This is a genomic window from Loktanella fryxellensis, from assembly GCF_900110065.1.
Classification (GTDB): domain Bacteria; phylum Pseudomonadota; class Alphaproteobacteria; order Rhodobacterales; family Rhodobacteraceae; genus Loktanella; species Loktanella fryxellensis.
The window spans coordinates 1-12,864 of the sequence record NZ_FOCI01000040.1; the positions used below are offsets into that span (position 1 = coordinate 1).

The 12,864-nt window shown below is 61.2% G+C and carries 26 protein-coding genes; 23 read left to right on the top strand and 3 right to left on the bottom strand.

Annotation, left to right across the window (positions count from 1 at the left end; genetic code table 11):
• The 6 genes from BMX16_RS16255 to BMX16_RS16280 form a co-directional block, all read left to right on the top strand.
• Positions 1-408: elongation factor Tu (locus BMX16_RS16255; protein WP_483869201.1), on the top strand; the 408-nt coding region annotated here is incomplete at its 5' end.
• A gap of 221 nt (positions 409-629) precedes the next feature.
• On the top strand, positions 630-1,298 hold the full coding sequence (locus BMX16_RS16260; RefSeq protein ID WP_089905712.1) for a DUF3800 domain-containing protein: 669 nt from the start codon (positions 630-632) through the stop codon (positions 1,296-1,298).
• A gap of 278 nt (positions 1,299-1,576) precedes the next feature.
• Positions 1,577-1,888 (top strand): 30S ribosomal protein S10, encoded by a 312-nt coding sequence (gene rpsJ, locus BMX16_RS16265; protein ID WP_089905714.1) that lies wholly within the window; start codon positions 1,577-1,579, stop codon positions 1,886-1,888.
• Positions 1,889-1,900: 12 nt separating this feature from the next.
• The gene (rplC, locus tag BMX16_RS16270) at positions 1,901-2,764 is read left to right on the top strand and encodes a 50S ribosomal protein L3 (protein ID WP_089905716.1); all 864 of its coding nucleotides are present in this window, start codon (positions 1,901-1,903) and stop codon (positions 2,762-2,764) included.
• Complete coding sequence (rplD, locus tag BMX16_RS16275) at positions 2,754-3,374, top strand: 50S ribosomal protein L4 (protein WP_089905718.1); 621 nt, start codon at positions 2,754-2,756, stop codon at positions 3,372-3,374. The genes rplC and rplD overlap by 11 nt, the downstream gene beginning before the upstream one ends.
• Positions 3,375-3,385: 11 nt before the next feature.
• Positions 3,386-3,682, top strand: a complete 297-nt coding sequence (locus BMX16_RS16280) for a 50S ribosomal protein L23 (protein ID WP_089905720.1) — start codon at positions 3,386-3,388, stop codon at positions 3,680-3,682.
• A gap of 83 nt (positions 3,683-3,765) precedes the next feature.
• Here the strand turns inward: BMX16_RS16280 and BMX16_RS16285 are convergent, their stop codons facing one another.
• Positions 3,766-4,056 carry a CcdB family protein gene (locus BMX16_RS16285; RefSeq protein ID WP_218139941.1) on the bottom strand — a complete coding sequence of 97 codons (291 nt, stop codon included), beginning with the start codon at positions 4,054-4,056 and terminating at the stop codon, positions 3,766-3,768.
• Positions 4,044-4,298, bottom strand: a complete 255-nt coding sequence (locus BMX16_RS16290) for a type II toxin-antitoxin system CcdA family antitoxin (RefSeq protein ID WP_089905722.1) — start codon at positions 4,296-4,298, stop codon at positions 4,044-4,046. Before BMX16_RS16290 ends, BMX16_RS16285 begins: the two co-directional genes overlap by 13 nt.
• 250 nt (positions 4,299-4,548) lie before the next feature.
• Here BMX16_RS16290 and rplB point away from each other — a divergent pair, with 250 nt between their 5' ends.
• The 17 genes from rplB (at position 4,549) to rpmD (ending at position 12,408) form a co-directional block, all read left to right on the top strand.
• A complete protein-coding gene (rplB, locus tag BMX16_RS16295) occupies positions 4,549-5,391 on the top strand; it encodes a 50S ribosomal protein L2 (protein WP_089905724.1) in 843 nt (280 codons plus the stop codon).
• Position 5,392: 1 nt separating this feature from the next.
• The gene (gene rpsS, locus BMX16_RS16300; RefSeq protein WP_089905726.1) at positions 5,393-5,671 is read left to right on the top strand and encodes a 30S ribosomal protein S19; all 279 of its coding nucleotides are present in this window, start codon (positions 5,393-5,395) and stop codon (positions 5,669-5,671) included.
• Between the two features lie 3 nt (positions 5,672-5,674).
• A complete protein-coding gene (rplV, locus tag BMX16_RS16305) occupies positions 5,675-6,055 on the top strand; it encodes a 50S ribosomal protein L22 (protein ID WP_072857160.1) in 381 nt (126 codons plus the stop codon).
• Positions 6,055-6,771: a 30S ribosomal protein S3 gene (rpsC, locus tag BMX16_RS16310; RefSeq protein WP_089905728.1), complete on the top strand. Its 717-nt coding sequence runs from the start codon at positions 6,055-6,057 to the stop codon at positions 6,769-6,771. Before rplV ends, rpsC begins: the two co-directional genes overlap by 1 nt.
• A gap of 12 nt (positions 6,772-6,783) precedes the next feature.
• On the top strand, positions 6,784-7,197 hold the full coding sequence (rplP, locus tag BMX16_RS16315; RefSeq protein ID WP_089905730.1) for a 50S ribosomal protein L16: 414 nt from the start codon (positions 6,784-6,786) through the stop codon (positions 7,195-7,197).
• 92 nt (positions 7,198-7,289) lie between these two features.
• Positions 7,290-7,910 (top strand): TIGR02466 family protein, encoded by a 621-nt coding sequence (locus tag BMX16_RS16320; RefSeq protein WP_089905750.1) that lies wholly within the window; start codon positions 7,290-7,292, stop codon positions 7,908-7,910.
• A 161-nt stretch (positions 7,911-8,071) separates the two neighbouring features.
• Positions 8,072-8,281, top strand: coding sequence for a 50S ribosomal protein L29 (gene rpmC / locus BMX16_RS16325; protein ID WP_089905732.1), 210 nt, complete (start codon positions 8,072-8,074; stop codon positions 8,279-8,281).
• Positions 8,282-8,284: 3 nt separating this feature from the next.
• Positions 8,285-8,515: a 30S ribosomal protein S17 gene (rpsQ, locus tag BMX16_RS16330; RefSeq protein ID WP_089905734.1), complete on the top strand. Its 231-nt coding sequence runs from the start codon at positions 8,285-8,287 to the stop codon at positions 8,513-8,515.
• A gap of 84 nt (positions 8,516-8,599) precedes the next feature.
• The gene (rplN, locus tag BMX16_RS16335) at positions 8,600-8,968 is read left to right on the top strand and encodes a 50S ribosomal protein L14 (RefSeq protein ID WP_009574016.1); all 369 of its coding nucleotides are present in this window, start codon (positions 8,600-8,602) and stop codon (positions 8,966-8,968) included.
• Positions 8,968-9,273, top strand: coding sequence for a 50S ribosomal protein L24 (gene rplX / locus BMX16_RS16340; protein WP_089905736.1), 306 nt, complete (start codon positions 8,968-8,970; stop codon positions 9,271-9,273). Before rplN ends, rplX begins: the two co-directional genes overlap by 1 nt.
• Positions 9,273-9,836 (top strand): 50S ribosomal protein L5, encoded by a 564-nt coding sequence (gene rplE, locus BMX16_RS16345; RefSeq protein ID WP_089905739.1) that lies wholly within the window; start codon positions 9,273-9,275, stop codon positions 9,834-9,836. The genes rplX and rplE overlap by 1 nt, the downstream gene beginning before the upstream one ends.
• A 17-nt stretch (positions 9,837-9,853) precedes the next feature.
• Complete coding sequence (gene rpsN / locus BMX16_RS16350) at positions 9,854-10,159, top strand: 30S ribosomal protein S14 (protein ID WP_089905741.1); 306 nt, start codon at positions 9,854-9,856, stop codon at positions 10,157-10,159.
• A gap of 15 nt (positions 10,160-10,174) precedes the next feature.
• Positions 10,175-10,567, top strand: coding sequence for a 30S ribosomal protein S8 (gene rpsH / locus BMX16_RS16355; protein ID WP_089905752.1), 393 nt, complete (start codon positions 10,175-10,177; stop codon positions 10,565-10,567).
• 10 nt (positions 10,568-10,577) lie between these two features.
• A complete protein-coding gene (rplF, locus tag BMX16_RS16360; RefSeq protein WP_089905743.1) occupies positions 10,578-11,114 on the top strand; it encodes a 50S ribosomal protein L6 in 537 nt (178 codons plus the stop codon).
• 5 nt (positions 11,115-11,119) lie between these two features.
• Positions 11,120-11,479: a 50S ribosomal protein L18 gene (rplR, locus tag BMX16_RS16365; RefSeq protein WP_089905745.1), complete on the top strand. Its 360-nt coding sequence runs from the start codon at positions 11,120-11,122 to the stop codon at positions 11,477-11,479.
• A 113-nt stretch (positions 11,480-11,592) separates the two neighbouring features.
• The gene (gene rpsE, locus BMX16_RS16370) at positions 11,593-12,207 is read left to right on the top strand and encodes a 30S ribosomal protein S5 (protein ID WP_089905746.1); all 615 of its coding nucleotides are present in this window, start codon (positions 11,593-11,595) and stop codon (positions 12,205-12,207) included.
• A 12-nt stretch (positions 12,208-12,219) separates the two neighbouring features.
• A complete protein-coding gene (rpmD, locus tag BMX16_RS16375) occupies positions 12,220-12,408 on the top strand; it encodes a 50S ribosomal protein L30 (protein ID WP_072857172.1) in 189 nt (62 codons plus the stop codon).
• A 256-nt stretch (positions 12,409-12,664) separates the two neighbouring features.
• Here the strand turns inward: rpmD and BMX16_RS16380 are convergent.
• The coding region (locus BMX16_RS16380; RefSeq protein WP_143058081.1) for a transposase domain-containing protein at positions 12,665-12,864 on the bottom strand (200 nt) is incomplete at its 5' end.

Sequence of the window (12,864 nt, forward strand, 5' to 3'; positions counted from 1 at the left end):
GAGATGTTCCGCAAGCTGCTGGACTCCGGCCAGGCGGGTGACAACGTCGGTATCCTGCTGCGCGGCATTGACCGTGAGGGCGTGGAGCGTGGTCAGGTGCTGTGCAAGCCCAAGTCGGTCGCACCGCACACCAAGTTCGAGGCCGAGGCCTACATCCTGACGAAGGAAGAGGGTGGCCGTCACACGCCGTTCTTCGCGAACTACCGTCCGCAGTTCTACTTCCGCACGACGGACGTGACCGGGACCGTGATGCTGCCCGAGGGCACCGAGATGGTGATGCCGGGCGACAACCTGAAGTTCGAAGTCGAGCTGATCGCGCCGATCGCGATGGAAGACGGCCTGCGCTTTGCCATCCGCGAAGGCGGCCGCACCGTCGGCGCCGGCGTGGTGTCGAAGATCCTCGCGTAAGTCTTACGGACTTTGCGATACGGAAAGGCCGCCCCTCTGGGCGGCCTTTTTCGCTTCTGAATGTTAACTGCATCGCGTAGGCTTTGGTGATGCCAGATTTTAGCAAATACATTATTTATGTTGATGAAAGTGGGGATGCGTCTTGGAAGGCGGCTCCCGAATACCCCTAGCTATGCGTCAATTACTGCCTTTTCGAGAAAGATTACTACCTCGGTACCATTGTGCCTCAGTTCAACAGGCTGAAGTTCAAATACTGGGGGAGCGACAATATCGTTTTGCACGAACGCGATCTGCGCAAGCCGGACAGGGTACGCGACTTGGCATTAAAGTCAAAGTATGAACGACTGAAAGGCGGTTTGCGAGCAGATTTCATGGCGGAATTGAGTGCACTCATGGACGATGCTCAATTCAGATGTTTCTGCGTCGTTATCGACAAGGACAATGTTCCGCAAAAATTCAAGGCCTACGATCCCTACCATATCAGCTTGTCCCGGGGTTTTCGGTTGATTACTGACTATCTGCGTTTGGTCGCGCCTGAAGAGCTAGAGAAGGAACTTCATATCGTCTTCGAGATGCGAGGTCGAGACGATGACGCTTCTGTAAGCTCTGCGTATCAGCAAATCGTTTTGCAGGGTTCCCTGCTTGGCGTCTCACCGAGCTATGACTTCCGTAACTTCCGGCTTGAACTGATGGATAAGAAGAGCAATTCGACCGACCTGCAGATTGCAGACCTCACCGCTCGGCCGATTGGCAACCACTACCTGCACAAGCTTGGGCGGACTAAGCAGGCCGATCTGCGCGCGGCAGAAATTGTGATGAAGAAGCTACTCCACTGCACCCCGGCTGGCTGCTTTGAGGGCAAATACGACGTCTTTCATCAGACTTTGTAAGAACCAAGGGCGAGCCGAAGCTCGCCCTTAGCCGGACGGTTAGACCATCCCATTACTGTTCCTAACCTATAGTCTCTGGCCTAAAATTTCAATAACGCATGTGGTTTCTCATCGCCCAAACCCCTTGCCACCCACCCCGACTCACCCTATACGCCCACGAACTTGCCAAGGGTGCGCCGCTGCGTGCCCTTTTTAAGTTCGATACAGACGCGACGAGGGGGCCGGATGAGCCTGTCTCCTCCTCTCCGATCTGAGCCCGAGTTGAAGGGTGATGTCACATGGCAGCCAGCCAGAACATCCGCATCCGCCTGAAGGCGTTTGACTACCGCGTCCTCGACGCCTCCACCGCCGAGATCGTCTCGACTGCCAAGCGCACCGGCGCATCAGTCCGTGGCCCGATCCCGCTGCCGAACAAGATCGAGAAATTCACCGTTCTGCGCGGTCCGCACATCGACAAGAAGTCGCGCGACCAGTTCGAGATCCGCACGCACAAGCGTCTGCTGGACATCGTGAACCCCACCCCGCAGACCGTGGACGCCCTGATGAAGCTCGACCTCGCCGCCGGCGTGGACGTGCAGATCAGCGTGTAAGGAGAGACCGATATGCTCCGCACAGGATTGATCGCCAAGAAATTGGGCATGACCCGGTTGTTCATGGAAGACGGCCGCCAGATCCCGGTCACCGTCCTCGCCCTGGAAAACCTGCAGGTCGTCGCGCAGCGCACGCCCGAGCGTGACGGCTACACCGCCGTCCAGCTGGGTGCAGGCACCGCCAAGGTGAAGCGCGTCACCGCACCGATGCGTGGCCACTTCGCCAAGGCCAACGTCGAGCCCAAGCGCAAGATCGCCGAGTTCCGCGTCGCAACCGAGAACATGATCGCCGTCGGCGAAGAGCTGACCGTGAACCACTATTTCGCGGGCCAGTACGTCGACATCTCCGGCACCTCGATCGGTAAGGGTTTCGCCGGCGTCATGAAGCGTCACAACTTCGGTGGTTTGCGCGCGTCGCACGGTGTGTCCGTGTCGCACCGTTCGCACGGCTCCGTCGGTCAGTGTCAGGACCCGGGCCGCATCTTCAAAGGCAAGAAGATGGCCGGTCACATGGGCTCTGCCCGCGTGACGACCCAGAACCTGCAGGTCGTCAAGACCGACGCCGACCGTGGCCTGATCATGGTCAAGGGCGCCGTTCCCGGCTCCAAGGGTGCATGGGTCACGGTCAAGGATGCGGTGAAGAAGCCCGTCCCCGAAGGCGTGATCTACCCCGCCGGTCTGAAGTCGCTGGATGAGGAAGCCAAGCGTCTGGCCGCCGAAGCCGCAGCAGCACTCGCCGACGAAGAGGCCGCAGCCGCACAGGCCGCAGCCGAGGCCGAGCAGGCCGCACTGGAAGCGGCAGAAGCGGAACTGGCCAACGAGTCTAAGTCTGTGGATGAAACCAACGCAGAAGGTGGTGACAAAAATGAAGGCTGATGCAATCAAGCTCGACGGCGCATCCGCTGGTTCCGTGGAACTGGACGATGCCATCTTCGGTCTGGAACCGCGTGCCGACATCCTGCACCGTGTGGTCCGTTGGCAGCGCAACAACGCGCAGGCCGGCACCCATGCGACGCTGGGCCGGTCCGACGTATCCTACTCGACCAAGAAGATCTATCGCCAGAAGGGCACAGGTGGCGCACGCCACGGCTCCAAGGGCGCGCCGATCTTCCGTCACGGTGGTGTGTACAAGGGTCCGACCCCGCGCAGCCACGGTCACGAGCTGACCAAGAAGTTCCGCAAGCTGGGCCTGCGTCACGCGCTGTCCGCCAAGATGATGGCCGGTGAGCTGGTCGTGATCGACGCGATCACCGTGGACAATGCCAAGACCTCGGCACTGGCCAAGCACGTGAACGACCGCGGCTGGAAGCGGGCGCTGATCATCGACGGGGCCGAGGTCAACGCCGACTTCGTCCGTGCAGCGCGCAACCTGGCCAATCTGGACGTGCTCCCCTCGATGGGCGCCAACGTTTATGACATCCTGAAGAGCGATACGCTGGTCATCACGAAGGCCGGTCTCGAAGCACTGGAGGCCCGACTGAAATGAGCAAAGCTGAAATGAGCGCGAAAGCAGAACACTACGACGTGATCCGCAAGCCGATCATCACGGAAAAGGCCACCCTCGCGTCCGAGCAGAACGCGGTCGTGTTCGAGGTCGCCATCGACGCCAACAAGCCGCAGATCAAGCAGGCCGTCGAGGCCCTGTTCGGTGTAAAGGTGAAGGCGGTCAACACGTCCATCACCAAAGGCAAGGTGAAGCGTTTCCGTGGCTCGCTGGGCACCCGCAAGGATGTCAAGAAGGCCTACGTGATGCTGGAAGAAGGCAACACCATCGATGTGAGCACCGGTCTGTAAGACTGCGCTCCGCGTTTGAGCTGAAACATGGCCCTCGCGGTAACGCGGGGGCCTTTTCTGTGCATGACACTGCTTGTGGCAGCTCAGACGCCAGCCATCAGGATGTCTATGGCGCGTGTGATGCGGTCGGCATCCCGCCTTGCATCGCCCGCAGGACGCAAAGTTGACCTGCGGACGGCCGTGAACAGACGTGTCGCCAGAACGATGTCCCGCTCGCCATGGCGTATCGTGGGATTGAGCAGGGCGACGGCGGGATAGTCTGGCAGCAGCGGTATGACAACGATGGCCGGATCTGGGGGCAGCAGATCGCTTTCGACCACCAGCATCAGAACATTGCGATGCGCCGCAATGTCCAAGCGTTTCAACGTTTCCACGTGGCCGCACCCGGTCCGGCCATGATGTCCGCCAGTGGATGCCCGTGCGTTTCGTGCCACGCTCGCTGTGCCGCAAACGCGGCCTCGTTTTCGTGCAACCAAGCGTCATGGCGTGCGGCAGCGACGGCACTGCGCAAGGCGTCGTCGGCCACTGCCGACACGTTGAGGCCCAGAGCCTTCGCGTCATCGAGCAGGGTTGCATCTAATGTCAGCGACGTTTTTCGACGGCTAAAGCTGTTCATCCGATCCTCCCAAACATACCGCTAAACTATACCGCAACCATCGCACCGGCAAATCACTCTCGTGGCGGACCGGTCAGAACGGGGCAGGGGCGACGACACGCTTGCCACCCCACCCCCCTCCTGCTATCAGCCGCCAACCACACCGGCCCCGGATTCGTTCCGGGGCCGTTTGGTTTATTCTCAGGGACCTTCGGGGCCCTTCACTTCAGGGCCGCCTCGGTGGCCCGCCAAGCAAACGGAAGACAGAAACATGGCACTCAAGTCGTACAAACCGACGACGCCGGGCCAGCGTGGGCTGGTGCTGATCGACCGTTCGGAGCTTTGGAAAGGACGTCCCGTCAAGGCCCTTACGCAGGGTCTGACGAAATCGGGCGGTCGGAACAACACCGGACGGATCACCATGCGTCGTATGGGTGGGGGCGCCAAGCGCCTTTACCGCATCGTCGATTTCAAGCGCAACAAGCTGGACATGTCCGCGGTTGTCGTGCGGATCGAATACGACCCGAACCGGACCGCCTTCATCGCGCTGATCCAGTACGAAGACGGCACGCAGAACTACATCCTGGCCCCGCAGCGGCTGGCGATCGGTGACAAGGTCATCGCAAGCGCCAAGGCCGACATCAAGCCGGGCAACGCCATGCCCTTCAGCGGCATGCCGATCGGTACCATCGTCCACAACATCGAACTGAAGGCCGGCAAGGGTGGTCAGATCGCCCGTGCGGCTGGCACCTATGCCCAGTTCGTCGGTCGTGACGGTGGCTATGCCCAGATCCGCCTGTCCTCGGGCGAACTGCGTCTGGTGCGTCAGGAATGCATGGCCACCATCGGTGCCGTGTCGAACCCCGACAACTCCAACCAGAACTTCGGCAAGGCTGGCCGGATGCGCCATTACGGCGTGCGTCCTTCGGTCCGTGGTGTCGCCATGAACCCGATCGACCACCCGCATGGTGGTGGTGAAGGCCGGACCTCGGGTGGTCGTCACCCCGTCACCCCGTGGGGCAAAGGCACCAAGGGCAACAAGACCCGTGATCGCAACAAGGCCTCCTCGCGCCTGATCGTGCGTACGCGTCACCAGAAGAAGAAAGGCCGCTGATATGGCTCGCTCTGTATGGAAAGGCCCTTTTGTCGACGCCTATGTGTTGAAAAAGGCCGAAGCGACCCGCGAAAGCGGCCGCAAGGAAGTCATCAAAATCTGGTCGCGCCGCTCGACGATCCTGCCCCAGTTCGTGGGCCTGACGTTCGGCGTCTACAACGGCAAGAAGCACATCCCAGTCAACGTCTCTGAGGACATGATCGGTCAGAAGTTCGGTGAGTATTCGCCGACCCGGACCTATTACGGTCACGCAGCCGACAAAAAAGCGAAGCGGAAGTAAGCCATGAGCAAGGACAAGAATCCCCGCCGCGTGGCCGACAACGAAGCGCGCGCCAAACTGCGGATGCTGCGCACCAGCCCGCAGAAACTGAACCTCGTCGCCGCATTGATCCGCGGCAAGAAGGTGGACAAGGCCCTGACGGACCTGACGTTCTCCAAGAAGCGGATCGCGGGCGACGTGAAGAAGTGTCTGCAGTCGGCCATCGCCAACGCCGAGAACAACCACAACCTCGACGTGGATGAACTGGTCGTTGCCGAAGCCTACGTCGGCAAGAACCTGATCATGAAGCGCGGCAGGCCCCGCGCCCGTGGCCGGTTCGGCAAGATCGTCAAGCCGTTCTCGGAAATCACAATCCTGGTGCGCCAGATCGAGGAGCAAGCATAATGGGTAACAAAGTCAATCCCATCGGTATGCGTCTGCAGGTCAACCGCACCTGGGACAGCCGCTGGTACGCCGACACCAAGGACTACGGCAATCTGCTGCTGGAAGACCTTGCGATCAAGGCGTTCATCCGCAAGGAAGCCAAGATGGCCGGCATCAGCCACGTCATCATCGAGCGTCCCCACCGGAAGTGCCGCGTCACGATCCATGCCGCCCGTCCGGGTGTCATCATCGGCAAGAAGGGCGCGGACATCGAGACGCTGCGCGCCAAGCTGGCCAAGCTGACCAAGTCGGAACTGCACCTCAACATCGTCGAAGTGCGCAAGCCCGAGATGGACGCGGCCCTCGTGGCCGAAAACATCGGTCAGCAGCTGGAACGCCGGGTCTCATTCCGTCGCGCCATGAAGCGTGCGGTGCAAAGCACCATGCGCATGGGCGCGCTCGGTATCCGGGTGAACCTGTCTGGCCGTCTGGGTGGCGCGGAAATCGCGCGTACCGAATGGTATCGTGAAGGTCGCGTGCCGCTGCACACACTGCGCGCCGACATCGACTATGCGCTGTTCGAAGCCATGACCCCCTATGGCATCATCGGGATCAAGGTCTGGATCTTCAAAGGCGAGATCATGGAACATGATCCGCAGGGTCACGATCGCAAACATGCCGAGCTTCAGGAAGGCGCGATCCCGCGCGGTCCTGGTGGCCCGCGCCGCGACCGGTAAGGAGTAGAGAAGATGCTGCAACCAAAGCGCACGAAATTCCGCAAGATGCACAAGGGCCGGATCCATGGGGATGCGAAGGGCGGGTCTGACCTGAACTTCGGCACCTATGGCCTGAAAGCCGTGGAGCCCGAGCGGATCACCGCACGCCAGATCGAAGCCGCCCGCCGGGCCATGACGCGTCACATGAAGCGTCAGGGCCGGGTCTGGATCCGCATTTTCCCGGATCTTCCCGTGACGTCCAAGCCCGTCGAAGTGCGTATGGGTAAAGGCAAGGGTTCGGTCGATTTCTGGGCCGCGAAAGTCAAGCCGGGCCGGATGATGTTCGAAATCGACGGTGTCGATGAAGAAACCGCCCGCGAAGCTCTACGTCTGGCCGCGATGAAGCTGCCCATCAAGACCCGCACCGTGGTCCGCGAGGACTGGTAAGCGGCTGCGCCCCGGCGCATCCAAGCATCAGGAAGGCCCCGCCCGCAATGGCGGGGCCTTTTCCGTTTCACCCCAACCGACAGGTCGATCCCATGTCAGACATCTCCTCGCTGTTCGTCACGCGCCTTTACCGGGCGAAACTGTCCGAACACGGCAAGCCCATCGATGCGGACGAACTGGCCGCAACCTGTCTGTCGATCGCCGAGGATGACGAAGCCGGGCAGGCGTGGTGCGACGAGCACGACTTTCCGGGCTACACCTCCTATGCGTCGCTGACCGACCTGCCGTGGCGCATGCCGGTCTTCAAGACGCTGAAGAAGGCGCTCGACAAGCACGTCAAGGCCTTCGCCGCCGATCTGGCGTTCGATCTGGACGGCAAGAAGCTGCAGCTCGATGATCTGTGGATCAACATCCTGCCGGAGGGGGGGATCCATACGGCACACATCCATCCACATGCAGTGATCTCCGGCACGACCTATGTCGCGATGCCGTCGGGTACGTCCGCCATCAAGTTCGAAGATCCGCGTCTCGCGATGATGATGGCCGCGCCGGGCCGCAGGAAGGACGCGGAGGAGGGGTTGCGCCAGTTCATCTACGTCCAGCCCGACGTCGGCGACGTGCTGCTGTGGGAAAGCTGGCTGCGCCACGAGGTGCCGATGAACATGGCCGAAGAGGACCGCATCAGCGTCAGCTTCAACTATCGCTGGACCTGAGGGCATAGGGCAAAACCCGGTCCTCAATTCGACCGCGCTCCACCCCATACGGGTTGCCAACCCTGCTCATCTGCTCTAGAGGGAGCGCTTCATCAAGGACTCCACTGGATGACGGGTCACCCCAAAAGGGGCCTGCCAGTGATGTTGAAAGGAAAAATGGCATGAAAGCCAACGATCTGCGTGAGAAGACGCCGGACCAGCTCCGGGATGAGCTGGTGAAGCTCAAGAAAGAATCGTTCAATCTGCGGTTCCAGCAGGCCACCGGCCAGATGGAAAACACCGCCGGGATTCGTAACGCCCGCCGTGGTGCGGCCCGCGTCAAAACGATCCTGAACCAGAAAGCGGCCGCCGCCGCCAAGTCGGAGGCCTGATCCATGCCCAAGCGTATCCTGTCGGGCGTCGTCACGTCCAACCAGAACGAACAGACCATCACCGTGTCGATCGAGCGTCGCTTTAAGCACCCGCTGCTGCACAAGACCGTGCGGAAGTCGAAGAAATACCGCGCCCACGACGAGAACAACGCGTTCAACGTAGGCGATCAGGTCCGCATTCAGGAATGCGCACCCAAGTCGAAGACCAAACGCTGGGAAGTGATCGCCTCGTAAGAGGTGACCATCATCCATTAACGAAACCCTGGGGTCCGTCGGACGGAAATCGACAAAGCGCCCCAAAGGTCGAAAGGTAACCAAATGATCCAGATGCAGACCAATCTGGATGTTGCTGACAACAGCGGCGCTCGCCGTGTTCAGTGCATCAAGGTTCTGGGCGGTTCTCACCGCCGCTACGCATCCGTGGGCGACATCATCGTGGTGTCGGTCAAGGAAGCGATCCCCCGTGGCCGCGTGAAGAAGGGTGACGTCCGCAAGGCCGTCGTCGTCCGCACCGCCAAGGAAGTCCGTCGCGAAGACGGCACCGCGATCCGTTTCGATCGCAACGCCGCCGTCATCCTGAACAACAACAACGAGCCCGTCGGCACCCGTATCTTCGGGCCGGTGGTGCGCGAGTTGCGGGCCAAGAACTTCATGAAGATCATCTCGCTCGCGCCGGAGGTGCTGTAATGGCTGCCAAACTTCGTAAAGGTGACAAGGTTATCGTGCTGGCCGGCAAGGACAAGGGCCTGACCGGTCAGATCCAGTCCGTCGATCCCAAGGCCGGCAAGGCAGTCGTGGAAGGCGTGAACATCGCCATCCGCCACGCCAAGCAGTCGCAGTCGTCCGAAGGCGGTCGTACGCCCAAGGCGATGCCCATTCAGTTGAGCAACCTCGCGATGATCGACGCCAACGGCAAGCCGACCCGTGTCGGTTTCCGCATGGACGGCGACAACAAGGTGCGCTTTGCCAAGACCACGGGGGATGCACTCTGATGCTGGACGATTCCAAATACACACCGCGCCTCAAGCAGCAGTACATCGACACGATCCGTGCCGCGCTGACCGAGGAATTCGGCTACAAGAACCAGATGCAGGTTCCCAAGCTGGACAAGATCGTCCTGAACATCGGCTGTGGTGCCGAAGCTGTCCGTGACAGCAAGAAAGCCAAGACCGCCCAGGAAGACCTGTCCACCATCGCCGGCCAGAAGGCCCTGACCACGCGCGCCAAGAAGTCGATCGCCGGCTTCCGCGTCCGCGAGGACATGCCGCTGGGTGCGAAAGTCACCCTGCGTGGCGATCGGATGTACGAATTCCTGGACCGTCTGATCACCGTCGCAATGCCGCGTATCCGCGACTTCCGCGGCGTGTCGGGCAAGTCCTTCGACGGTCGGGGCAACTATGCCACCGGCATCAAGGAACACCTCATTTTCCCCGAGATCAACTTCGACAAGATCGACGAGAACTGGGGCATGGACATCGTGATCTGCACCACCGCCAACACCGACGCTGAAGCCAAGAGCCTGTTGAAAGCCTTCAACATGCCGTTCAACAGCTGATTGGGAGAATATTAGATATGGCTAAGAAATCCATGATCGAGCGCGAGAAGAAGCGCGAGAAGCTGGTGGCGCAGTATGCGACGAAGCGTGCAGGCCTGAAGGCGATCATCGCCGATCAGAGCAAGCCCGTCGAAGAGCGCTTCAAGGCGACCCTCGCGCTGGCCAAGCTGCCGCGCAACTCGTCGGCGGTCCGCATGCACAACCGGTGCCAGCTGACCGGGCGTCCTCACGCCTATTACCGCAAACTGAAGATCAGCCGGATCGCGCTGCGGAACCTCGGTTCCAACGGCGAGATCCCCGGCATGGTCAAGTCGAGCTGGTAAGGAGAATTTATCATGATGAACGATCCGATCGGTGACATGCTGACACGTATCCGCAACGGTCAGATGCGCGGCAAGAGCGTGGTGGAAACACCCGCCTCCAAGCTGCGTGGCTGGGTTCTGGATGTGCTGGCCGACGAAGGCTACATCCGCGGCTACACTAAGAAGGATGGCAAGGACGGTCACCCCGCCTTTGCGATCGAACTGAAGTATTACGAAGGCGAAGCCGTCATTCGCGAAGTGAAGCGGGTCTCCAAGCCCGGCCGCCGTGTCTACATGGCCGTCAATGACCTGCCGAGCGTCCGTCAGGGCCTTGGTGTGTCGATTGTCTCCACCCCCAAGGGTGTGATGTCTGATGCAAATGCACGCGCCGCCAATGTCGGTGGCGAAGTGCTCTGCACCGTCTTCTAAGGAGAGCACCATGTCTCGTATTGGTAAACGCCCGGTCGGGCTGCCCTCCGGGGTCGAGGCCACGGTCTCGGGTCAGACGGTCGAAGTGAAGGGCCCCAAGGGCAGCCGCACGTTCAAGGCGACGGACGACGTGACCCTCGCGGTCGAAGACGGTGCCATCACCGTGACGCCGCGCGGCAAGTCCAAGCGTGCGCGTCAGCAGTGGGGCATGTCCCGTTCGATGGTCGAGAACCTGGTTACCGGTGTCACCACCGGTTTCCGCAAGGAACTCGAAATCAACGGCGTCGGCTACCGTGCCACGATGCAGGGCGACAAGGTCCTGAAACTGGCACTCGGCTATAGCCACGATGTGAACTTCGAAGTGCCAGAGGGCGTCACCGTGACGGCCCCCAAGCAGACCGAAATCATTGTCGAAGGTATCGACCAGCAGCTTGTCGGTCAGGTCGCCGCGAACATTCGCGAGTGGCGTGCGCCCGAGCCCTACAAGGGCAAGGGGATCAAGTACAAAGGTGAGTATATCTTCCGCAAGGAAGGCAAGAAGAAGTAAACATCATGGCAAACAGCAAACGTACCCTGCTCCTGAAGCGCCGCATGCGCGTGCGGAACAAACTCCGGGCCGTGAACGCCGGGCGCCTGCGCCTGTCCGTTCACCGCTCGAACAAGAACATCAGCGTCCAGCTGATCGACGACGTGAAGGGCATCACCCTCGCATCCGCCTCGACGCTCGAGAAGGATCTGGGCGTGGTTGGCCAGAACAACATCGAGGCCGCCAAGAAGGTGGGCGCTGCAATTGCAGAGCGTGCCAGGGCCGCCGGTGTGGAAGCTGCCTATTTCGATCGTGGCGGTTTCCTGTTCCACGGCAAGGTGAAGGCCGTGGCCGATGCCGCGCGCGAAGCCGGGCTGAAGATCTAAAACCACATGCAGGCGGGTGCCCTTTGGGTGTCCGCCTCGATGATCGGGGGGTGCTGTGCCCACCGCGATCGGACCAACGGCCCGTCCGGGCCACCTGAGACAAGGATGCCGACATGGCAGAACGTGACAACAATCGTGACAACCGCGGTGGCAACCGCGGCCGTCGTGAAGAAGCAGCGCCCGAGTTCGCCGACCGTCTGGTCGCGATCAACCGGGTGTCCAAGACCGTCAAGGGTGGCAAGCGCTTCGGCTTTGCAGCTCTCGTCGTCGTGGGCGACCAGAAGGGCCGCGTCGGTTTCGGCAAGGGTAAGGCCAAAGAGGTCCCCGAGGCGATCCGCAAGGCCACAGAGCAGGCCAAGCGTCAGATGATCCGCGTCGCCCTGCGCGACGGTCGCACCCTGCACCACGATATGGAAGGCCGCCACGGCGCCGGTCGCGTCGTGATGCGTCAGGCCCCCGCGGGTACCGGCATCATCGCCGGTGGTCCGATGCGTGCCGTGTTCGAGATGCTGGGCGTGCAGGACGTCGTGTCCAAGTCGATGGGCTCTTCGAACCCGTACAACATGATCCGGGCCACCATCGACGGCCTGAACAAGGAACAGTCGCCCCGTTCCGTCGCGCAGCGTCGCGGCAAGAAGGTCGCCGACATCCTGCCCAAGCGTGACGACCACGCGACGGCCCAGACCGATGGCGAAACGGCTGACGCCGCCGCCACCGCCGACGCGTAAGGAGAATCGAGCATGGCAAAGACCATCGTCGTCAAGCAGATCGGGTCCCCGATCCGCCGCCCCGCCGTCCAGCGCGCCACTCTGGTGGGCCTGGGCCTGAACAAGATGCACCGCACGCGGGAGCTGGAGGATACGCCTTCCGTCCGCGGCATGGTGAACAGCATCCCGCACCTCGTCGAGATCATCGAAGAGCGCGGCTGACGCCACCGGGTCTGCGGACCCGATACCCTGACGAAGCGCCCCGCCCTCACCGGCGGGGCGTTTTGCGTTTCATGCGGCCGCTGCAGACGATTCCGTCCCGTGTTGCGCTCCACAACGCAACTTGACGCAAGGTCCGTAAGCGTCGTCTCCGTCCCATTGGGATTTCAGTTGCGGGCAGGATTTGCGACGAGGTCAGCCTGACGCTTTCGCCCTCGTAAGAGCTCAGAATGAGTTCACTGGGGATTCCCGGATGAGCTCATTGTGTGTGCGGGGCAGCTGCCGCGTAGGCCCAAGGCATCAGATGATCGATATTCGTATTGAGATGACCGTTGGCGAGCTTGGTGAAGAGATCGCGCAGGTAGGCATAGGGTTCGACACCATTCATCTTGCAGGAGCCGATCAGGCTGGCAAAGCGCGCCCAATTACGGCCCCCTTCATCGTGGCCGGCAAAGAGCG